We start from the raw sequence: 24,144 nt of genomic DNA, 5'->3' as shown, positions 1-24,144 counted from the left end.
AATATGAAAGTAAAATCAAAAAGATACAAAAAACCAAAGTTTAAAACAAAAAAATCTAAAAAAGAAATAGATTATATATTTATTAGACGGTACGAAGATGTAGTAGAATATGTAACAGAAACAAATCAAGAAGAAATAGAAAACACTATTTATGTAGAAGTAGACGAAGATAATGAAATAAAAGAAAAAATAAATGAAAAAAACATAAAGAATAATGAAGAACAAATTATTATCGAAGAAGAATTAAATTTAAAAACAAAAAGTAATAATGAACAAAATGTTGCTACCCAAGAAAAAGAACAAGATTTAGAAGAAAAGTTAATTAATAATAATATAGATATAAAGAACATAAATATAGAAAACTGAAAAACATTATCTTATCAAGAAAAAATTAAATATTATTCGTCAGTAATGACTACTAATTTAAGTTCTAATCTCGAACTAGATAAAGCACCTTATACAAAACTTTATCCTGAAGTAATTAAAAAATTAGCAAAGCCACATCCTAAAAATTTATTAGAAGTAAGAAAAGACAAAAACAAATCTTTTTCAAGAGGTGTTATAGATTTTTGAACAAACATTTTTAATAAATTAAAAAATTTATCTAAATTAAAAAAACAAAATGCAACTTTCGAATTTCAAAAATATATTGATAATGCAAGAACAGAACATGTATTAGATCAAGATCTAAAAGTGGCCGCAGAGATAGAAGATATTTATTTAACATTCAAAAACCCTGCTAATCCAAGTGAAAAAAACTTAGTCTTAAGAGGTCCTTCACTTAAAGTTTATGAAGGAAAAATACACGCAATTATTGGTGAATCAGGTTCAGGTAAATCCGTTATAACTTCACTTTTATATGGACTTACAGGTAATAATTCTATTATAGAATCAGGTTCAGTTAAATTATATGGTTTAGAAGTCCACAACTTCAACCTATTTAACTGAGAAAAATCAAAATTAAGAGGAAGAATTGTTAGTGCAGTTTTCCAAAACCCAATGTCAATTTTGGACCCTACTATGAAAGTTGGGAGACAAATTACTGAAGGGATGTTAATTAATGGTATTGCAAAAACTAAAAAAGAAGCGATAGAAGAAGCTGTTAAGTATCTTAAATTAGCTAAAATTAACAATCCCGAAAAAGTAATGAATTTATATCCGCATGAACTTTCTGGTGGTATGATTCAACGTATTGCGATAGCCGCTATAGTTAGTTTAAAACCCAAAGTTTTAGTTATGGATGAGCCTACAACGGCACTTGATCCAACAGTTCAAGCTTTGGTTTTAGATATAGTAAGAGAATTACAAGAAAAATTCAAAATTGCAATTGTATTTATTACCCACGATTTAGGTGTTGTTGCTTCTATTTCTGAATTTATAAATATTATGTACGCTGGACAAATAATTGAATCTGGTACACGTGAAGAAATTTTAATGCATCCGCAACATCCGTATACTTGAGGTTTAATCTCATCAATGCCTGATTATAATAATGATGAACGTTTAAGTGTTATTAAAGGTGCAGTCCCATCTTCTCTTAATGATATTAAAGGAGATGCATTTGCAATCCGTAATGATTATGCTTTAGGTAAGGATTTAGAAGAAGAATCTGACTTTTATTACTTATCAGACACACACTATGTAAAATCTAGTTTATTAGACAAAGAAGCACCATTTTATCGTCCTCATAAAATTATTGAAAATCTTTGAAAAAGATATTTCAATCGTTTAGAAAAACTTTATGGAAATAATTATTTCATTACTCATAATGAGTATATTAAAAAATTAGAAGAAACAAATATATATAACGATAAAGTTGTTGAACTAATAAGAAAACAAGAAGAAAATGAACAGGAGCAAGTTGATGAATAAAGAAAAAAAATATTATGTTGAATCGAATTGACTTGGCAAAAAACAGTACCGTGAAGTTAGAGAGGGTACTGAACAAATGTTGAATTCTGTTGATAAAGAAAAAATTCTTGAGATAAGAAATATGGATGTTACATACGGACATGGTGCTAAAACTTTTTATGCGCTTAAAGACTTTAATTTAAATATCTATAAGGGTGAAGTTTTAGGACTAGTTGGTGAATCGGGTTCAGGTAAAACAACAGCAGGTAAAGCAATTATTGGTTTAACTCCTCATAGTTTTGGACAAATAAAAATATTAGATAGGGTAATACCTAAAAATAAAAATAAAGTATTTAAGTGATCTAAAAAAGGAAAAGATATCATCAACTTTATGGTAAATAAGGTTCAAATGATATTCCAAGATCCTACAAATAGTTTAAACCCATTTAAAGATGTTGAATCAATAATCGGCGAAGGTTTAACTAACACAAAAAACGCTAAAGAAATATACATTTATAATTATGATAGTAGAGTTAAAAAAGAGATTTATGGAGAATTATGTAATATTCACCATAAAGAATTTTTTGGTGAATATGAAAAATGACTAGACAAAGAGTTGGCAATCGACGAGCAAAAAGCTTATCAAGCATTTTATGTTGATTTTTATTCAAAAGTAAAAGAATTAAAAAATAATTATTTAAATAAATTTTTAAATAATTATATTGTAGAAAGAGAAAAAATAAGCAAACTTACTGAGAAAGAAGCAAAGGCGTTACTTATTAGAGAAATATTAAGTTCAGTAGGTTTAGACGAAACAGTATTAGGTAGATATCCTCTTGAATTTTCCGGTGGTCAACAACAACGTATTGGTATTTGTAGAGCGATTGTTCTTAAACCGCAAATTTTAATTGCTGATGAACCTATTTCAGCTCTAGACGTTTCTATACAAGCTCAAGTTATTAATATATTTAAAGAATTAAAAGAAAAATATGATTTAACAATTCTATTCATAGCACATGATTTACGTATGGTTGAATATATTTCCGATCGTATTGCTGTTATGAATAAAGGGACTCTTTTAGAAGTTGGTCCGGCAAAATCTATAGTTCACAATCCACACCATCCATATACACAAAGTTTATTAGATGCAGTTCCTTCTATTGAAGCTGAAAAAGGCTCTCTAGTAGGTGAAACATACGATCCTAACATTCATAATTATGATGAAAAAAACCAACCTAAATGAATTCAAGTTGGCGAACAACATTTTGTCTTAGCTACTGAAAACGAAATTGAAGAATTTAAACAAAAAGCAGTAGAATATAGAAATAAAAAAATAAATTTAACTAATGAATAGACTAAATATTCATTTGACTCATAAAATAAAATACCAAGCATAAAAATATCTGTGCTTGGTATTTTTATTATATTTTAAGTTTGGTGAAATTCTTCTTTCACAAGAAAGTTTTTAAAATTGTTTTCTAGATTTTTTAGAGTATTTGAATATTAATTCAAATTAAAAAAAGACATTTATGTGATTTTATTCGTATCTATTTTATTTAACAATTACAATAATAATCACATTTTTCTTATTTAATAAAAATGAAATAAACATTTCTTTTAAACTTTAGAAATACTTTTTAAATAAAAATTATTTTGAGTGCTACTTTGTATAAAAACCTTAATTCTTTAGTAATTTAGTCTTAATTTTTATTTACAGCTGATATTGTTCATCAATTTAGATGGAGTAGTTTTTATTAAAAATTTCAATGCAATAGAATTATATTTTATATAAATTGTGTTGTGTTGAAATTACAAATTAATAATTTTTAGTTTATTTTATTAATGATAATTACATTTTTTAATTTTTAATTTAATGTTTTGAAGAAATTTAGGTAAGAAAAAAGAGCGACACTAACCAAGTCGCCCAAGTGATTCTACTAAATATTTATTCATGCACAACTTGGTGATCAATTACTTCACCAATTAAACGTTGGGGTCTCCCCACTGATTTTCACTTTGGTTTAATTGTTTTTTACATCCAGATTTTTCAACCAGACCAACACCACAGAACCTTATAGTCAGCTCACGCCAACTTCAACTGGACTTTATGTTTTGGTATCGTTTGACTTCGGTTACCACAGCCGCAAGTAAACAACATAACGGTTTGGCGTGTCATTTAATAAATAATAGATTCATTTCAACCATCACGTCTTCGCAAATACATTTTGCTATGAAGGCATTCAAGCCTCGACAATAGTGATGTGCGTTATCAGCAAGTTTTCTGATTTTTCCGCCATTTTTTCGAATAGAATTATATCACTTATTTTTAAAATAGTAACAAACTATAAAATAATTTTATTTTGAATTATTTATTCATATTCAACTATTTTCATATTAAAAAACATATCATTTTTATAATTTCATTTTTTTATTAATAAAAAATAATACATTTAACGCTAATTAATTTATAATATTAAGAGAATTTTAAAACTATTTAATATTATAATTTGAATTACAATGATATAACAATTTAATTATTCATTATTCTTTATAGTGAATATTATTTAGCATCTTTTGTGCTATAATATTTTTGTTAAGTTTTAAAATTTAATCAATTTAAAATTTAATCAAGAAAGGTGAAAAATGAAAGAATTTACAGTAAAAATCATCGATCCTATTGGATTACACGCTCGTCCAACAACATTAGTATCACAAGCTGCTGCTAAATTTAAATCTGATTCTTTTATAACAAGTAACGGTCGTGAAGCAAACCTTAAATCAATCATGAACATTATGGCTTTAGGCATTAAACATGGTGCCGAAGTTACTGTTAAAGTTTCAGGAGAAGACGAAGACGAAGCTATTAAAGCACTTCATGATACATTTGTATCACTTGAATTAATATAATATATTATCTCTAGAGATTTTCTGGAGATTTTTTATATACTTAATCAATTTGATATTAAATTTAGTATTTTATTTATATATATAAATAAATTCAATATAATTTTATATATGGAATATAATGTAGGTGTTGATTTAGTGAAAATTTCAAGATTTAATAATAAGTCATTAACTTTTGCCAAGAGAATATTGAGTGAAAATGAATTAAAGGAATATAATAACCTACCCAATGAACAAAAAACTTTATTTTTAGCTAGGTCTTGAGCTATTAAAGAAGCAATTTTTAAAGCTAATAATGAATATTTTGATTTTTCGAAAATAAGCTTACATAAGGAAAATAAAGTTTGAAAATTTAAAGAATTTGCAATTAGTATATCTCATGAAGATGATTTTTTAATCGCTTTTGTAATTGCAAACAAGGAGACAAAATATGAAAAAATCAATTAATATAAAGTTAAAAATATTATTTTCAGCAGTACCTTTCTTTTTTAAAATGATGAAAATAAAAAAAATGTTAAAAAAATATAAGAAAACACCGGAGATGATTAGTGAAGAGCAAAGATATGCATATTTAACTAAAGTTGCTAAAAAGGTGTTGAAAATATATAACATAGATTTAGTGGTTAAAGGTCTTAGTAACTTACCTTCAAATGGTGGTAGCATTTTAGTACCAAATCATAAATCTTATTTAGATGTTGTTGCTTTAATGGTCGCTTTAGAAGAAGAATCAAATGAATATAATATTAAACAAAGAATACCTGTTTTTATAGCTAAAAAAGAATTAAAAAATTCAAGATACATTAATCGTGCAATGGAATTAATGGATACATTTTTAATTGATCAACAATCGGTAAAAAATAGTTTAAACACATTTAAGGAATTTACTTCTTTTGTTAAGTTAAACAAAAGGTTTGGTATTGTGTTTCCTGAAGGAGAAAGAGTCTATAAAGAAGAGGTAGGAGAATTTAAAGCCGGAGTTTTTAAAGTAGCGGCTGAATCATACATGAATATTATTCCTGTTACTATTTCAGGTGCGCTTAATTCTTTCGATATCAATCGTAAAGGTAGAAGAACTATCACTGTAAACTTTTTGAGAGAAATAAAAGCAAAAGATTTAATGACACAAACTCCTTCATCGGTTGCTAAGAGAGTGCAAATGATTGTTGATAAGGAAATTGAAAAATATGAAGATAGTTAAGAAAAATATAAACTATGATACAAAATATGAATTTAACTTAAATAATTTTGATGGACCTCTTGATTTACTGCTTGAACTAATTAAAGCAAAAAAGATAGATATTATGGAAGTTAATTTGGTAGAATTAGCTACACAATATATAGAAATAATTAATAAGATAACCGAAGACGAGTTAGATGTAGCTGGTGATTATTTGGCGATGGCGGCTAATTTAATAAATTTAAAATCTAGAATGATTTTAAGAGATCCTGAAGATGAACCAGACAAAGAATTAGAAGAAGAGAAACAAAAACTAATTCAAGAATTGATTGAGTACGAACATTTTAAAAATGTTAGAGAAGCATTGAAAACTTTTCAAGGCTTACGTCAAGATATCTTCATTAAGAAACCAAGCGATATTGAGGATTATTTAATTGATAATGATAATAGTAAGTTAGATGGTCATTCTAGTCCTTTAAAACTTATTAACGTGATGCGTAGAATGTTTGAAAGGGTTTATGCTCAAAGGTTACGTGAAACTAGGTTAGAAAAATTTAATTTAACACCTTCAGATCAATTTCCTTTTATTAAAAATTTAATGAAATTAAATGAGAAAGTGAGTTTTGAGAAAGTATTTAATCAACCTTCTTTAAATCATTTTGTTGTAACTTTAATGGCTTTACTCGAACTTGCAAGACAACAATTTTTAATAATTCATCAAGATGAGCAGTTTGATACTATTTATATTACTAGAGGAGAATCTTACAATGAAAAATAATATTATCGAAGCACTTTTATACATTCAAGGAGATGAAGGCTTAACTTTAGAACAAGTTAAAGAAATTTTTGGTACACAAACCCTTGCTGAAGCTAAAAAAATAATGATGGATTTCCATAAAGAATTTAATGAGCAAGGTAGAGGTTTAAAAGTAGTTAATTTTAATGATGTTTATAAATTAGCAACTCGTGAAACTGTTAAAGAATATGTAACAAAAATGGTTTCTATTGTAAGACCTAACCGTTTATCAAATGCAGCCATCGAAGTTGCAGGAATTATAGCTTATAAACAACCAATTACTAGAAGTCAAATTAACAAAATACGTGGAGCAGCTTCAGAACAAGTTGTTAATACTTTATTAATTAAAGGTGTTATTGAAGAAGTTGGTATAGCACATACACCAGGACGTCCTGTATTATACGGTGTTACAAATAAATTTTATGATCATTTCAGAATTTCGACATTAAGAGAATTACCTAAAATGGATGATTTTAATTATATAGACGGTATAGAAAACGAATCTAATGATTTTGACTTATTTCAAAGCCAAAGAGAAGAATAATAACAATTTATATATAAACAAACAAAAAGGAACTCAGTTTATTGCGAGCTCCTTTTTTGTTTTATATAAAAATACCCTTAAAAGGGCATTTAATTCTTAAATTCTTAAATATTATTTAGTAGTTCATGTAATTTATCGTTTATAGTGAAATCATTTTGGGTTATAAAGTAGTCAACCTCATAATCCTTATCGCTAAAATTAAAGTTTTCTTTGAAAGCGTTTCAAATTTCTGTTAGTTTATTGACATCATAATTATCTGAATTTATATAATCAGCAATTTTTACTAGTGTATATAGTAATTCATAGTTAATTAATATATTATTGTATTTTCAATTTATGAAGTTTTTGTAATTTACAGAGTGGTTTATATTATGATTTTCATAACCTGTACCCATGTATCCACCTTGTTCGAGATGAGGATTTTCTCAATTAAATTCATTTTTGTTTAATAAATAATTTAATTTAATTAAACTCTCATTTTGAGAATTAAATTCATTGTTTTTGCTTATTGTTGCAAACTTAATATTTTTATTGTTTATTAAATCAATTAATTTTTTAAATCTTTTCTTAATATGGAAATCTAAGAAATCAAGCTTTTCTTGATTTTGTCCGTTATTTTCTTCTAAATATTTTCTTTGGTAATTATGTGTTTGAACTTTATTATCTTCGGTGCTAAAAAATTCTTTTTTGCTTTCAAAAGCTTTCTCAATATAGTTATAAAGATTTGAAAGATTTTCTTTGTTATTATTTTGGTTTGATAAGTTATATATGAATGAATCAAAACCATTTTGAATGTTGTTTCTAAAGTTTTTATCAATTCCGTTTTCGTGATAATTGAAAATTATTTTTCCAGATATATTTTCTGATCTACCATTATTAAAATAAATATATCGTTCATTATCAGCTTTCGATTCATCTCCTCTTGGGTATTGTAAATCAGATAAATCTCTTATTAAAGCGTTATCTTGGAATAATGTGTCATTTATATTTGATTTAAAACTTAAAAGTCATTTTATTACATTGTTTTTATACTCTGAATTTTTATTATCTAATCAATTTTTGTAAGTTTTAAATGTGTATTCTTTATCTTCATTGCTATTTCTATCTTGATTATAACCTTCGTCTTTAGTTGTATCAGAAATATTTTCATTTATAGATAGTTTAACTAATTCTTCATTAAATTTTCACATTATTGAAGATACAAAAATGTCTCTAAAGTCGCCTGAAGAAATTGAATTTAGTTCATTTAAATGGATTTGATCGTTCTCTATTTTGTCTTTGTATAAGTTTATACTTTGAATGAATGAGTCTTTTATATCTTTAATATTAATTTTTATATTTTTATTATCATTTGCAGCGAATAATTTAAATGATTTTAGCATATTTTCATAGTATGCTTTAAATTTTTCGTATGTTGATATTTCTTTTTTTGTATTAAAAGAATAATCTAAATTAGTTTTTACTAAAATTTCATCTACATCATTTTTGTATGCTAAATATAACTCTTTTATAAATTCATCAGAATAAGCTATGTTTGCAAACTCTTCTAGTGTTATTTCATCTTTTGGTGTCTTTTCATCGATGAATAATTTAAGGTTATCTAGTTGTTTATTTAAAATTTCAATTGAAAATTTATGTATTTCATTTAAAATTACATCGAACTTAAATTTTATATCTAAATATTTATCATTTTTAATAATTTCATTTCTTGAATATAATTTATCATTTTTTATATTGTCAAGTCACATTCAATCGCTATTCATTGTATCTTTTGTATAATTTTTTATTTCAATATCATCATCGTCAGGTCCGCTACCTGGAGCTGTTGGACCACTAGTTGGTTTATAAAGATATTTATCGAAATTATCACCTATTTCATCTCTTGTACGGTCATCATATCTTGTAAAACGTCTTAATATTGAAATATTATAATTTGAAAATCTATCTACGGTATAATTAGGGAATAATCAATTTTCGATAATTTTATTTAAATTTTCTAAATCTTCCAACTGAATAGTTTTAATATTATCAATAAAATGTTGATCATTGCTTATTTGGTTTAAAAACTCAATCATTTTCTTTTTAGCAATTACAAGATTTTTTGGAAGAACGATTTCATCATCATTTGATGATTCTCTATTTTTATAATAAAAGTCTAAGAAATTAAAAATATAGTTATTACCTTCATTATAGACATCAAATTCCGCAAAATTAAAAGCTAAATATTTAGAAATTCCATCTATTAGATTTATATTTTTGTCTGTGAAAAAGTTATTAAGTTTATTGAAACTTTCTTTGATTTTTAAAAGATTATCTCTTATTTCTTCTTTTCTTTTTTCAATTTTTTTAGCAGATAATAAAACTTCAGTTTTTTTATCTAATGTTATTGTTAAATAGGATTGCAATTTATTAACATCATCTTCTTTGTTTAAAGCTTCTTTTGCAATAGTAATATACTCATTTGCCTTATCTGATATTTCTTCAAGAGCTTTGTCGTTTAAACTTATTTTTACATTATCTATATCTTCTACAGCTTTTTCTAGTTCTTCTCTAACATTGTTCTTTGCTACTTCAACAGGAACATTTATTATTTTGTCGTTTTTATTCACTTTATTGATATTGACGTTGTTATAGTAAGATCCATTATTATCTACTGTTCCAGGTACTTCTTGAGCTTCATTTAGTAATTCATTAATTTCTTCTAATTCATTTGAAATCCTACTATTATCTTTTATTGTATCTTTTAAATTTTCGCTTGACTCTTTAAGTTTATTTTGTAGTTTTATAATTGTTGGATCATCCTTTAAAATATTATTATTTTTAATAAACCCTTGAGCTTCAGTTAATTTATTAGCCAATTTATTTATTAATAACAATGTTGTATAATCTACATTTACTTTATTAGAGTTGTTCTTATCTGTACTAATATTGATTTCTGAATTTTTCTTCCTTTGCGGAATCATTACGATGGATGTTGTGGTCACTGCTACACTTGCAAAAGCGGTACTTCCCAAAAGAATTTTATATCTCTTTTTCATTTTTATAATCCTTCCTTTTTATTACAAACAATTTATTATTTTATATTTAGATAGTATATAAAATTTATTTAAATTTAATAGCAATTTTTTATTTTTTGTAGAAACTTACTCAAAAAAAAAAAAAAAAACATGGTTTTTTAGTAAAAAAACATTTTTTTAAAAATTTTTGTATTTTTTCTCCCTAGTATATAGGCAAAAAAATGTTTTCATTTTAAAAATGTACTTTTTTAACATTAAACTTTATCTATCTATATTTTTTTTAAAAAATATGGTAAAAATTTCATATTAGGTTCTAAAAAAGTTGTTCTAGTAAAATTAAATACATAAATGATATTGATTTTTTATTTAATTAAATTATTTTTTGATGAATAATTTTATATCAAAAACGATTTCGTTATAAAAAAATAATGTAATTAATAACTACAAAATTAATTTAAGAAAATAAGAATATAACTAGTGATAATGCTTTAAAATATTATTAGATTTGAAAAAGTTCATTTTTTAATTTAAAAGAAAAGTATTTGTGATAACTAATAAAAAATATAATGTTTATTTATTCTTTAATTTAAAAAATAAAGAGAAATTTGACAATTACATACTAATCTATAAAATTCTAAAAAATAAGTTAAGAGCACAAAAAACTAATTTAGACTTCGATAAAAATTATTTTAAAGCATGTAACAGTTAAAAGTTAAAACTTGGATTTTAAATATTTTGTCAACAATAAAATTGTCGAGTTATTTTAAGGTACAGTGGCGTTTTAATATTTAAAATAGTCTTTTGAAATTTTATGTTATTGAAGTTCATAAAATTAATAATGATTTTAAATTTAAAAATATATTAACGTGTAGAAAAAAATTAGATTTAACTAAAATAATGAAATCAATATGTATTACTTTTAATTTTATTAAAAATATTGTTTATTTTAACTTTTTTAAAAGCTTAACATATAAAAAAGCTCAACTTATGTGTTAAGCTTTCTTAATCTATTCAATATTATTTAATAATTTAGCTAATTCATCGTTTATAGTAAATTCATTTTGTGTTATAAAGTAATCAACTTCATAATCTTTATTAGCAAAGTCGAAGTTTTCTCTAAAAATGTTTCAAATTTCAACTAATTTACTTTCTTCGAATGAACTAGAATTTATATAATCTGCAATTTTTACTAGTGTATATAATAATTCGTAGTTAATTAATATATTATTGTATTTTCAATTTATAAAGTTTTTATAATTTACAATATGATTTTCATAATATAATACATAATATAAATTTTCGTCAGGTTTAAAAAAAGGTGTTGTTCAATAAAAATTGTTTTTGTTTAATAAATAATTTAGTTTATTTAAATTATTATTTTGAGAAACAAAATTATTATTTTTATTTAAAATTGCAAATTTAATATTTTTTTCATTTATTAAATCCACTAATTTCTTAAATCTTTTCTTAATATGGAAATCCAAAAAGTTAAGTTTTTCTTTATCGTTACCATTATCACTATCTAAATGATTTTTTTGATTATAATTTACATCAACTTTATTATTTTCGTTCATAAAGAAGTCTTTTTTACTTTCGAACGCCTTTAATATATAGTTATAAAGATTTGAAAGATTTTCTTTGTTATTATTTTGATTTGATAAATTATATACAAACGAGTCGAAACCATTTTGAATGTTATTTCTAAAGTTTTTGTTAATTCCGTTTTCTCGATAATCAAAAATTGTTTTTTGGAGCATTTTTTTCGAAACATTATTATATATGTCTATTGTTTCTTCTTTGTTCGCTTCTTCTTCGTTTCCTCTTGGATATGGTGATATACCTTCTACTAATAATGCATTATCTTGAAACACAGTATCATTTATATTAGATTTAAAACTTGAGAGTAATTCTAAAACATTATTTTTGTATTCTGTATTTTTACTTTCTAATCAATCTTTATAGGTTGTATATTTATATTCATCTTTAGTTCTATTGTTCTCTTCTTGGTTTCTATATTGATTATAACCTTCATCTTTTGATGTATCAGAAATATTTTTATTTTCTTCAAGATCGACTAATTTTTGATTGAATTTTCACATTAACGAAGAAATAAAAAGATCTCTAAAATCACCACTAGAAATTGAATTTAATTCATTTAAATTTATTTTGTTTGAATTTATTTTTTCTTTATATAAATTTATACTTTCTAAAAATGAATTTTTAATTTCTTTTATATTCATTTTTATATTTTTGTTCTCGTTAGAAGCGAATTGTTTAAATGATTTTAACATATTATCATAATATGATTTAAATTTATCGTATGTTGATATTTCTTTTATTTCCCCGTGATTGTATGTAGGAGTAACTATAATTTCAGTAATGTCATTTTTATATGATCCATATAACTCTTTTATAAATTCGTCTGAATAAACAATTTCAACAAAATCTAATAAAGTTATTTCATCATTCGGGGTTTTTTCACTAATAAATAACTCGAGTTTATTAATTTGTTTATTTAAAATTTCTATTGAAAATCTATATATTTCATTTAAAATAACATTAAAATTAAAGGTTTCAGCTAAATTTTTTTCATTTTTAGTTATTTCATCATTAGAGTATAATTTATTATTTTTGATGTTATCGAGTCACATTCAGTCACTATTTCTTGTATCTTTTGTATAATCAGTTGTATCAACATTGCTATTTTGATTGTTTGAAGGTTGTTCTTTAGAATAGATACTTAAATATTTATCATAATTATCAAATAATTTTTTTCTTGAATGATTGTCGTAGTATTGTAGGAAGCGATTTATAATTGCTTTATTATAATTTGAGAATCTATCTACTGTGTAGTTTGGAAATAGTCAATTCTCGATAATTTGATTTAAGTTTTCTAAATCTTTTAGTTGAACATTTTGTATATTATTAACAAAATTTTCATCGTTAGCTATTTTATTTAAGAATTCGATCATTTTCTTTTTGGCCATCACAAGATCTCTTGGGAGAGTAATCTCGTCATCAGCATATGATTTTCTATTTTTGTTATAAAAGTCTAAAAAGTTAAATATATATTCATTTCCTGAATCATAAATATCTAAGTTCGAAAAATTAAACGCTAGGTATTTAGATATACCATCTATTAAATTAATGTTATTGCTAGTGAAAAAGTTATTTAAATTTTCTAAACTATTTTTTATTGTCAAAAGTTCATCTTTAATTTCTTCTTTTCTTTTTTCTATTTTTTTAGCAGATAATAAAACTTCGGTTTTTTTATCTAATGTTATTGTTAAAAAAGCTTGTAATTTATTAACATCATCTTCTTTTTCTAAAGCCTCATTAGCTATTGCTATATATTCGTTTGCTTTTTCTGAAACTTCTTCAAGAGCTTTATCATTTAAAGTTGTTTTGATATTATTAATATCCTCTACAGCTTTTTTTAATTCCTCTCTAACATTGTTTTTAGCTTCTTCAAGAGATACATTTATAATTTTGTCTTTTTTATTTGTGTTGTTGTTAATGTTTATATTTTCATAATATGAACCATTATCTTCTGTTGATTTAGGTATTTCTCTAGCTTCATTTAATAGTTTGCTAATTTCTTCTAATTCATTGGTAATTAATTTGTTATCTCTTATTGTACTACTTAATTTTTCACCAGAATCCTCGAGTTTGTTTTGAAGTTTTACAATTTTAGGATTATCTTTTAAATTACTATTATTTCTTATAAACCTTTGAGCTTCGGTTAATTTATCAGCTAACTTATTTATTAACAATGTTGTATAGTCAATATTTACTTTATTCGGGTCTTTATTGTCAGCAACAATATATCTAATAATGTTATTTTGTGTTTTTTTCTTTTGAGGAATCATAATTATTGATGTTGTGGTTATTGCAATAGTTGCAAATATACTACTTCCTAAAAGAACTTTATATCTTTTTTTCATAAATTTATAAACCTCTCAATCATCTTATATAAAATTTAACATTTATTATTAGTATATAATAAATTTATTCTTTTTAAGAAAGTACATAATTTATGTATTAAAAAATACAAAATAGTTTTTATTTATTGTTTAAAATTAAGTTTTTACAATTTATTTTTAATTTCTTAAAAATAATTACTTAATTACTATATTATTTTCTAGCTTCATTAGAAAAATAATAATTTCTTGAAGCATAATAAATAGCTTCAGAAATAGTAGGGTGTGTTAAACTTATTTTTTCCAAATCATTAAATTTAATATCCTTTTTCATTGCTTGTGATATTTGATTAATTATCAAACTAGCTCCATCTATAAACATTGATGATCCCAATATTAAACCAGTTTTTTTATCTACTAAAAATTTTAAAAATTCAAGATCTAAATTCGCTCCATCAGCATATGCTCTCGGTAATTGTGAAGATCTAATTATAATGGAATCATATTCAATATTTTTTCTTTTTAGTTCTTCTTCGCTATATCCTATACCTGCAAATTCTGGATTTAAATAAACTGCCCAAGGAATAGTTTTAGTATCTAACTTCTCAAAATTATCATTTTCTAAAATATGATTAGCTATTATATCTGCTGTTTTATAAGCGACAGAAGATAACATCATTAGTCCAGTAAGATCTCCAAGTGCATAAATATGGCTTTCACTTGTTTGCATATATTTGTTCACCTCAACAAATCCTTTTTGATTCATTTTTAAGTTCAATAATTTAAATGAATCATTATTAGGGACTCTGCCTATAGCTAAAAGAATTCTATCTGATTGGAATTCTTTGATTTTGTTATCTATTTCTATTATTAGTTTATTATCTTTATATTCTATAATATTAACATTTTCAATAACGTTAATATTTTTGTTCTCTAAGTATTTTCTTACTGATGTTTGTAATTCCTGATCGAAATTATTCATAAATTTTCTTGCTTCAAGAATGGTTACTTTTGTTCCAAATGTTGAATAAAAGTATGCAAATTCAAGAGAAACTGGACCACCCCCAATTATTATTAGTGAACCCGGAATTTCTTTTAATTCTAATGCATTGGTAGAATCTAATAGTACGTTATTTACTTTTGCTGTTTCAAATCCTTTTAAGTTTAATTCTCTTGATCTAGATCCTGTTGCTAGAACTAGTTTTTGGAATTTTATTTGTTTTTTTGATTGTGTTTCTATAGTATGCGAATTTATTACGTTGGCTTCTTCAAAAAATATTTTTACTCCGGAATTTTCTAACAGGTTTTTTATTGAGTTATTAATTTTTATTTTATTATAAATTCTTCTTTGTTGAATTTTGTCGAAATTAAAAGAAGTGTTGTTTGATGTAATCCCATATTTTTCTGATATTTTTAAAGTATCTAAAACTTTAGCTGATTTAATCAATGTTTTAGTTGAAATACAACCTTCATTAACACATGTCCCACCAAAATGTTTTCTTTCAAATAAGGCTACTTTTTTACCGTTTTTTGCTAAAATAGATGCTAATGTATATCCTCCCGGACCTGCGCCTATGATTGCTATATCAAATTTTTTCATTATTACCTTTCTAATTATTTTTGTCTTTAAAATTATATAAATAACTTAAAAAAAGTTGAAAAAATAATCTTTTTAACCTATAAAAATAACTTTTTAGTTTTTTTCAAAGTAAAATCAAGCAATAAATTTTGCTTGATTTACTATTAATTCATTAAGTCATTTAATTCTTTTATTTTGTTATTAAATAATTCTTCATTGTATTCAGAATAAAAAACTTTTCTTGCTTTTTCTATTTCAATAAAAATTTTATCAATTAAATCTCCATTAGTCTCTCTTTTTAATGTATAAACATATTTGTTCACTTCATCAATTTTATTGATAAGATTAATCTTAATATCATTAACATATTGAGTTGTTGTTTGGGTATCATAATTTTTTATATCATTATTTGCATATCTAAAGCTTAATAATCTTAAACTAAACATAGCTTGTTGAATTTTATTATTTATATCCGGTGATAAGTTATTTTGAGGTTCTCATTCGAATCTTACATATTTCGCTCTAAAAGGTTGAAAATCAAAGTTCATAAGCGGATATCCTCTGAAATAGTAATCTTTTTTATTTATACCGTAAGTTTCATAGTATTGTTGTGGTCCGTGATTTCCAGTTTTTGAACTAGTAAATAATCTGTATAAACCAAAATCTTTAAAAGATTTTTTACTTTGATATTTAGCTTCTTTTCAATCCGTTCCGTTGTCAGAGTATTTTATAATAATGTTTTTAGGAATTACTATTTTTGAGTCTAATTTAGTAGATCCTGCTCATGTAGAAAATTCAAAACTATAAAAAGTTTTTGGATTATTATTAGCGGTTTTAAATGTTATATAGTTTTTTTCATTTGATTGATCTGTATTGTGTACGTCTCAATTATCTCAACGATTACGTGAGGCATAATCAAATATATTAATATATCCTGATTTGCCATTTGATTGATCGCTTAAGATTGTAAATTCGTTATTTTTAAACTTATATGTGCTTGGACTATAGCTTAATAAGTTTTCAGAGTTATTTCTATTATTAAAATTAATGTGTAATTCATATCTAATATTTTTTATTTTTTCAGTATTGTAAAAACCACTTAAATCGGCATATATTATTTGCTCTTTTATTCCGTTTTTTACGATTGAATTTTCATTATTTTTACTATATACATTTTTCATTTGATCTTTAGGTACTTGTATTTTATATACACCTGGATTAATACCGCTATTTATAGCGTTTTCGTCATTAGATTTGATTTCAATAGTCATATTTTCGTTAAAAATGTCTTCAAACCTAACTGCAGATGAAAAAGTTGTTATGTTTTGTACAATAACCTTGGCTTCTTCTGGAGAAGCTGGTGTTTTAACAAAAATGTTCTTATTAATTTTCTTGTCAAAGGAATGCTTTATTTGATTATTATTAAATGCTAAAGTAATAATAATATTATTTTCATCGTATGTTATTGAATTAAATTCAGGGATATATATGTTGTTTGAATACTCAATAGATATTTCTTTAGCAGCAAAACTATTTTTTAATTCTTCATTATCTATATTTTGCTTAATTTCATCTCAAGAATAAGATCCTGGATTGTTAAATGAAACTTCTACACCATTTGTAATTTCGTTTATTTCATCTTCGTTTAGTTTAAATTCATATTTATTAATATGATATTCAAATATTTGTGAATACTTGTTATTATATTTTATTTTGTATAGAACTTTAATTTTATTTTCTTCTTTGATAGCGTCAATTAATATAAACTGAACTTTACTATTTTTGTTTATGAATTCAATTTTGTCATTAGAAACTTTATTTTTTTCCGATGTTTCTACATCTTTAAATAAAGTATTATTTGAATTTTTATAATTAATTTTAGCTTTATTTAAAAGCATAAAATTTATTCCATCATAACTATTAATTGTTTGACTTTGAAAAGTATTATTTGATATTTCACCGTTATGGATCAACTTATATTTAACAAGAATTTTATTATCTTCTTGTTTTGATGCGCTAATAAATTGATGTTCTAATGTAGTTCCTGAGAAATTGTAATTTTCCGGGTCATTTATTTCATTTTCTGGTATTGAGTTAAAATCAATAAAATTTTTATTTGTAAATTCAATTGAAATTTTATTATTTTCGAGCTCAAAATTATATTCAGTTGATTGATTATCTTCTTCTACTGAATTATTATTAACTATTTTTCTTATGTTATAAGTAAATAACTTTGAACTGTAGTTATTATTATAAATAATGTAATTAACGCTTATAGAATTATCAAAATTATAAACATCAACAATTTTAATATTAAAGTTATTTAATTGGTTATGTGAAATTTGTGATGTATCAATTTGAGTAGCGCTAGATGTTTTTGCTTGGTATTGAAAATTAATTTTTTTTCTTAGTTCTTCAAAATTTGGGGCTAATTCGGTCTCTTTGGTATTTAATTCTTTATTTGTAAAAAAGCCCTCTTTAGGAATACTTGTTGTAAATGTTTTAGAAATCTTATTTTTATAAACTAAATTATATTTAACTAATATTTCATTTTCTTTTTTTTCTTTTGAAATTAATTGCACTAAATATTTATTAGGTGCCAAAATATAATAATTTTCATTGTTATTAATATCAGAATCTGATAAGTTGTCAAAAGAGACATCTAAAGAATTTTTATAGCTTATATTAACGATAATGTTTTCAAAATTATCTTCTTTTTTAGGGATTTGGTAATTATTAGAACAAGATATTGATGTCAAAGTAAAAGAACTTAATAGTGTACCAGTTATTATTATTTTTCTAATTTTTTTATTCATCTTTATCCTCTTCTGCGAAATTGTAGTTATAGAATCATGGAGAACTATATTCATTAGGTTTTTTTAAATTAGCTCTCATTATTTGGCTAGCAAATGAATTTGTATTGTTGACATCAAACGGGTTTTGATTTTCTAAATTTGAACCTATATAATTATGTTGTCTTGTTCAATATCTATACGCATAACTATCAAATCCTTTGTTTCCACCTCATCATGTTGCGAAGTATGTGTTATTATCTAAGTACATACTTGTTCCTGATCCTCCAGCCCCTAAGTATACAGGAGCATAATTAGATTGGCTCTTAATACTAATTTGATCATCGTCTCTTCCTGTGTATGAGCCACTTGGTCTTCGACTAATTATTCCAGAAATTTTAGATAACGGATATCCTATTAAAGCAATATTACGATTTGACGGAACTGTGATATGACCTTTTTCAAAATCTATGTTGAATTTAACGGGTTCTATGTAGTTATTTATATAATCTAATTTGTATACGATATTCATTTTTCCGTTGCGTTTGGCGTCTAGATATTGTTCATTAAAATCAGCGATAAATATAGTTAAATCAACTGTTGCAGATTTTGAAGGATCATTTTCATTTTTTTGGTCTAAACCTGTTCAAATTATGTCGGTCTTAGCCTTAATTTTGTCGTTTGAACCATCTTGGTTAAATCCTCAATATTCATTTATTATATTATTTCTATGTTTTGGAGCTAAATTTAAATTGTAGTAATATTCATTATTGGCAAGTTTATTGAAATCTTTAATATTTTCACCGATCACATGTCTATTTGAAATTAAATAATATTTATGGTCATTTTTGTCATTATTTACTTTACCTATTATAGAAGTTGAGCCTCATAAATCATTTTTGTGTTCTCAATTTTCTGGTCTATCATCAGCAACAAATTGTACAGATCTCATTCATGTATCTCTAGCTAATTCTCAATGTTCTTGTTTGTTTCAATTTAAAATGTCCGCATCCATTAAATAACCTTCATGGAATTTATATGGAACATTTTGATTTGGGTAATACACTTCATTATTTTCTAAAAATGAAGTGTCGTTGCTAAATAAAATGGGTTGATCATTATCTGTGTAAAATACATCATTGTAATCAAATTTATTTGAATTTATTTCAAAATTTTCTTCTTGTGATGTACTTGTATAATTAATTGTTATTTCGGAAGCTGTAGGTAACACGCCAATAGCTTTATTAGGATCAAAATTTACGCCATTTGAGTATTTTATTAAACTAGGATCACCAATAAAAATTTTATTATTTTTGTCTTTACTATCTATTATTACTTTTATTCCTCCATTTTCATCTCATTTAAAAATGACTTTATATTCTACGGTTGTTCTATTGCTTCCAGATCCGAAAGAAGTACTTTTATCGAATATAATTATTGATTCATTTTTAAGTTGATTGAAATCAATCAAATATGTATTATCATCGTTAGTTCTTGTTAATCTTTGTGCTTTAGAACTATCGTTTAATAATATATCTGCGTGAATTGTAAATTTAATTGTTGATTTTGTTGTAGTTTCTTTTAAAACGGTTTTTTCGAGATATTTTTTATCTAAGTATCAATATACGTTTTCTTCGTTTTTATTGTATTTTCAATAAGTATCTTTTCAATATTGTTCAATAACTCTTTGTCTAATAATTTCATCATTAGAATTAAAAATAGTTATTAAATTTCTTTTTTCTTGGTTAAAACCTGAATAAAAATCAATGTTTGAGTTCTCCGATTGTTCAGTTTGTTTGAAGCCGGTTATCTTATATCATGAGTTACCCACAAATGTTTTACTTACATTATGAGCAGGGTCAAAACCATCTACTTGTAGTTTAATATAAACCTCATTATTATTGTACTTTTTAATATCATTTATCTTAAATTTATCGACATTAAGTTTGAAATTACGATAAGTTAATCTTTTATTTTTGTCTTGGCCTTTTAAATCTATTGCTTTTGAAAATTCTTCTTTATTATTTAAAAAATAATCTACGTTATGTTCTGAAAGCATTTGTTTATTTATTATAATATCATCTAATTTGATATTATTAAGCATTATTTCGGGATATAAAGCTTGTTCGTAATCATTAACAAGATTTATTAAAGTATATGTTTTGTTATTTGAATATCTAACTAAGTTGTTGTCTTTTTTAATTCATCCAAGTTTAAAAGTCAATCCTCTTAAACCAGCTGCTTTTATATCATAAAAGTAGTAAAAATAATCTCTTAATAGCGGTTGTAAATCTGTTGAAACTGTAGTTACTCCTGAGTTATAAATTTTATTTTTATCTTCGATTCCAATAAAATCTAGATTGTCTTTATTTTCTCCGGCAATAGCTCTTTCTTGGTTTTTATTTTTTATCCCGATAAAATAATTTAATTTATTAAAAGCTTTTTGCTCTATAAAATTAATAGGATTTAAAGTTCTGTAATCAATTTTTACTGTAGTACCATCTTTCCTTTCGATAGTACCGCTACCTAAATTTCAACCAAAAACAGATTCGTTAATTTGATTCATTAAATTTTTAATATTTGAATCTATTTGATTAGAGTTAAATTCTTGGGAATTAAAGTCTTTTTCAGTGTAAAACTCATCTTTAGGTTTTATATCTTCATAGTTTAAAAACATGAAATTATCTACGGTAAATGAATTTTTAAGACCTTCTACAGGTTTAGGTGCAGGTATTCCATTTTCTTTATATCAAAGTTGTAAATCTGCTTTGCGATTATAATTATTTACATTAGTTATTTTATCTATGTAAATTTCGTATTTTCCAAAACTAGGCATATTATAAAATTCGTTCATTTTTTCAATAGCTTCGGATGCTAAGAAATCGGAGTGATTTCATCTATTTTTAGGGTCCTTCAAGGAAATATTCATAAAAAATTTTCTTTTATCATTTGAATTAATGATATCTAGTATTTTTTCTTTATTTATATTGTCTCAATAACTTTGTTTTTCAATTGTTCTTGGATTAAAATTATGGATAGAGCTCAACGAAATTGACTTAATAATTTGGTTATTAAATTTAATATTAATGAATGAATTCAATTTACTTGTTATAAAAATATTTGAAACATCATATTTAAAATACTTTCCTAAATTTACAAATTTAGGTTCAAGTAATTCCTGTTTTTGATTCTCATTTAATTGTTCTATCTCTTCTCTGGTATATGAATTTAGCAATTCATAGTTAATATTAAATAATTGATCTAAATTATCATAAGATAAATTATTTAATTCTTCTATACCGCCGTATTTATACTTTTTAGATTTTTTGAAAGTGTATGCAAAATTTTGAATACCTTTAATTTTTACTTCAATTGTTAACACTAAAGTATCTAGATTTTCACCTTCTAATTCAATATTTTTTATTGTGTAGTTAAATTGTTCGGTATCTGAGTGATCGAAAAATATTTTTGCATTATCAAAATTAAACGATGCAGCATTTTTTATTTCTTCTAAATCATATTTAGCTTCGCCTTGATAATTTTCAATATTAAATTTTTGTTCGGCACTCTCTTTTAAATATTGAGAAGCTGTTTTATTTTCGTTTGGCAACGAATTTAATTTCTCTAATTCTTCATAAAATAATTTAATAATATTTATATTATTTTGAATATTGCTTAGATCGAAATATTGAATTAAGTTGTTATTGTATATTTTTCTATTTTTATTGAGAAGTATATAAAAATTATATTCTGCATTCCCGTTAAGTGATTTATCCATTATTTTTGAATAATATTCATCTATTTTTAGTTTTAATTTATCAATAAGTAATTTTAGTTCTTTGAATTTATCAAAAAAATCTATAAATTTATTACTACTGTTTAGCTGAGAAGTTATTATATTTAAATCATTTTTTAAATTATTGTTAATTAATGCTGAATTTATTAGAATATTTAATTCTTCCTTAGATTTATTTAAATCATTGTGCTCATTTTTAGAAATATTTCTTACGTAATTTAACTCCAAATTTGTAAGCGAATCCTTTATCTCTTCTTTTAATTTTTCTTTAATTTTTGTTTCTAATTTTGAGTCATTTTCAATTTTGTCTAATAATTCTGTTTTATTTATTTCAAAGTTTTTTTCATTACTTTGAGAAGATGAATTTCTAATTTCGCTTTTTAAATTATTTTTAAAATTCAAAATAGTTTCTAAATTAATATCATTTTTTAACTCTTTTTGGATTAATTGATAATTGTTTAATCATGTATTTTTGTCTTCGAATGAATAATTATCTAATATAGAATCTACAATTGAAGCATTCTTATCTAATTCATAAAGTTTCTCTATTAGTGAATTTTTGTATTCTATATTATTGTATGCTAATGTTTTTTGATTTAAATAAATATCCTTTGTTATTTGTTGGTTAAATTGATAAATAGGTAAATTATTTAAGTATTTTGTCATCTTATCGTTATTGTCAGAAATGATTTTATTTCTTATATTTAAAAGTGATGCTAATTTTGTAATTTTTTCATTTGTTTCATCATTTAATTCGCTATAGTTAAAGTCGTTAGGATCTATAACTTTATTTAATTTTTCTAGAAGTTCTTGGAATAACTCGTTTTGATCAAAAATTACCTTAACACCCTCAAGAGGTTCGATAGAATTAATACTTAAGAAATTATTTAAGTTTTTAATAAAAACTAATATTTTTTTATTTAATTTCAAATACTCGTTAGGAATATTTTGAAATTTATATAATTCTAATATTTTATTTTTTATTTTTTGAATTTCTTTGTCTTCAAACCTGTTTAAACTAGTTTCTAAATCTTGTTTAAATAAGTTAAATTCATTTTTCTTTACTTGGTCAATATTAGAAAGAGTTTTAGATGAATTTAATGTAAGATTCGAGTCAAAATTATTGAAATTTATGTTAGATTGTGTAATTATACTTTCGAATCAATTTAGACTACTCATTATATTGGATTCTAGAGGTTTATTAATTTCTAAATTAGTGGTGTTAAAATTTTCATTTAAAATATTTTCATAATTTTCTAATGTTGATTTTATATTTGAGTTTAATTGAACATATTCTTTTTCGCTTTCTAAATAAGGATATTGTTCTAAAATTTTATTTTTAAAATTTATAATTTTATTTTTATCTGAATTAATGGTTAAATTTGTTTCTAATATTTTTTTGTATTTTTCTCTGAGTTGAATATTTTTATTTTTTTGCGTATTGTTAGGTTTTTTTTGTAATAAAACCCCAAGAGTTGTTGCGACAGAAATAGAAGTAATTCCTAAAGCAGAAAAAAATGCAATTAATGCCTTTTTATTATTTTTCAATTTCACTTCACCCCCTTTATTTGGAAAGTTAAATATTATATTTATATATTATATAAAAATAATGAATTATCATTAAAATAATTATTATTTTAAGTTTTTTCTTAATATAAATCAATACTTTATTTCAAAAATTTAATATTCAATAAATATTATTTTCCTGATTTACTATTTTATTTTTCTTTTTAGCTTTTTATATACAAGACAGATTGTTTTATAAGTG

General features: G+C 23.7%; 12 protein-coding genes. 7 read left to right on the top strand and 5 right to left on the bottom strand.

Annotated elements, in window-relative coordinates; all coding sequences use genetic code 4:
* Positions 1–3: 3 nt before the first annotated feature.
* From JXZ92_RS00710 to scpB, 7 genes are all read left to right on the top strand, one after another.
* On the top strand, positions 4–1,872 hold the full coding sequence (locus JXZ92_RS00710; protein ID WP_205851872.1) for an ABC transporter ATP-binding protein: 1,869 nt from the start codon (positions 4–6) through the stop codon (positions 1,870–1,872).
* Positions 1,865–3,205: an ABC transporter ATP-binding protein gene (locus JXZ92_RS00705; RefSeq protein ID WP_205851871.1), complete on the top strand. Its 1,341-nt coding sequence runs from the start codon at positions 1,865–1,867 to the stop codon at positions 3,203–3,205. The genes JXZ92_RS00710 and JXZ92_RS00705 overlap by 8 nt, the downstream gene beginning before the upstream one ends.
* A 1,289-nt stretch (positions 3,206–4,494) precedes the next feature.
* Positions 4,495–4,758 carry an HPr family phosphocarrier protein gene (locus tag JXZ92_RS00700; RefSeq protein WP_205851870.1) on the top strand — a complete coding sequence of 88 codons (264 nt, stop codon included), beginning with the start codon at positions 4,495–4,497 and terminating at the stop codon, positions 4,756–4,758.
* Between the two features lie 108 nt (positions 4,759–4,866).
* Positions 4,867–5,202, top strand: coding sequence for a holo-ACP synthase (locus tag JXZ92_RS00695; protein ID WP_205851868.1), 336 nt, complete (start codon positions 4,867–4,869; stop codon positions 5,200–5,202).
* Positions 5,186–5,953 (top strand): 1-acyl-sn-glycerol-3-phosphate acyltransferase, encoded by a 768-nt coding sequence (locus JXZ92_RS00690; protein ID WP_205851867.1) that lies wholly within the window; start codon positions 5,186–5,188, stop codon positions 5,951–5,953. Before JXZ92_RS00695 ends, JXZ92_RS00690 begins: the two co-directional genes overlap by 17 nt.
* Positions 5,940–6,710: a segregation/condensation protein A gene (locus JXZ92_RS00685; protein WP_205851865.1), complete on the top strand. Its 771-nt coding sequence runs from the start codon at positions 5,940–5,942 to the stop codon at positions 6,708–6,710. The genes JXZ92_RS00690 and JXZ92_RS00685 overlap by 14 nt, the downstream gene beginning before the upstream one ends.
* Entirely contained in the window at positions 6,700–7,272 is a 573-nt protein-coding gene (scpB, locus tag JXZ92_RS00680; RefSeq protein WP_205851863.1) for an SMC-Scp complex subunit ScpB, read from the top strand. The genes JXZ92_RS00685 and scpB overlap by 11 nt, the downstream gene beginning before the upstream one ends.
* 104 nt (positions 7,273–7,376) lie before the next feature.
* On the opposite strand, the gene JXZ92_RS00675 is transcribed toward scpB, so the two are convergent.
* The 5 genes from JXZ92_RS00675 to JXZ92_RS00655 form a co-directional block, all read right to left on the bottom strand.
* Positions 7,377–10,310: a hypothetical protein gene (locus JXZ92_RS00675; protein WP_205851862.1), complete on the bottom strand. Its 2,934-nt coding sequence runs from the start codon at positions 10,308–10,310 to the stop codon at positions 7,377–7,379.
* Positions 10,311–11,296: 986 nt separating this feature from the next.
* Positions 11,297–14,233 (bottom strand): hypothetical protein, encoded by a 2,937-nt coding sequence (locus tag JXZ92_RS00670; RefSeq protein WP_205851860.1) that lies wholly within the window; start codon positions 14,231–14,233, stop codon positions 11,297–11,299.
* Between the two features lie 190 nt (positions 14,234–14,423).
* On the bottom strand, positions 14,424–15,809 hold the full coding sequence (locus JXZ92_RS00665; RefSeq protein ID WP_205851858.1) for a dihydrolipoyl dehydrogenase: 1,386 nt from the start codon (positions 15,807–15,809) through the stop codon (positions 14,424–14,426).
* A gap of 143 nt (positions 15,810–15,952) precedes the next feature.
* The gene (locus JXZ92_RS00660) at positions 15,953–18,604 is read right to left on the bottom strand and encodes a hypothetical protein (protein WP_205851857.1); all 2,652 of its coding nucleotides are present in this window, start codon (positions 18,602–18,604) and stop codon (positions 15,953–15,955) included.
* Positions 18,597–23,924, bottom strand: coding sequence for an MGA_1079 family surface serine endopeptidase (locus JXZ92_RS00655; protein ID WP_205851855.1), 5,328 nt, complete (start codon positions 23,922–23,924; stop codon positions 18,597–18,599). The genes JXZ92_RS00660 and JXZ92_RS00655 overlap by 8 nt, the downstream gene beginning before the upstream one ends.
* Positions 23,925–24,144 lie beyond the last annotated feature (220 nt).

This window comes from Mycoplasma sp. CSL10137 (genome assembly GCF_017116845.1).
Classification (GTDB): Bacteria; Bacillota_I; Bacilli_A; order Mycoplasmatales; family Metamycoplasmataceae; genus Mycoplasmopsis.
This window is presented reverse-complemented; position numbering and strand designations above follow the sequence as displayed.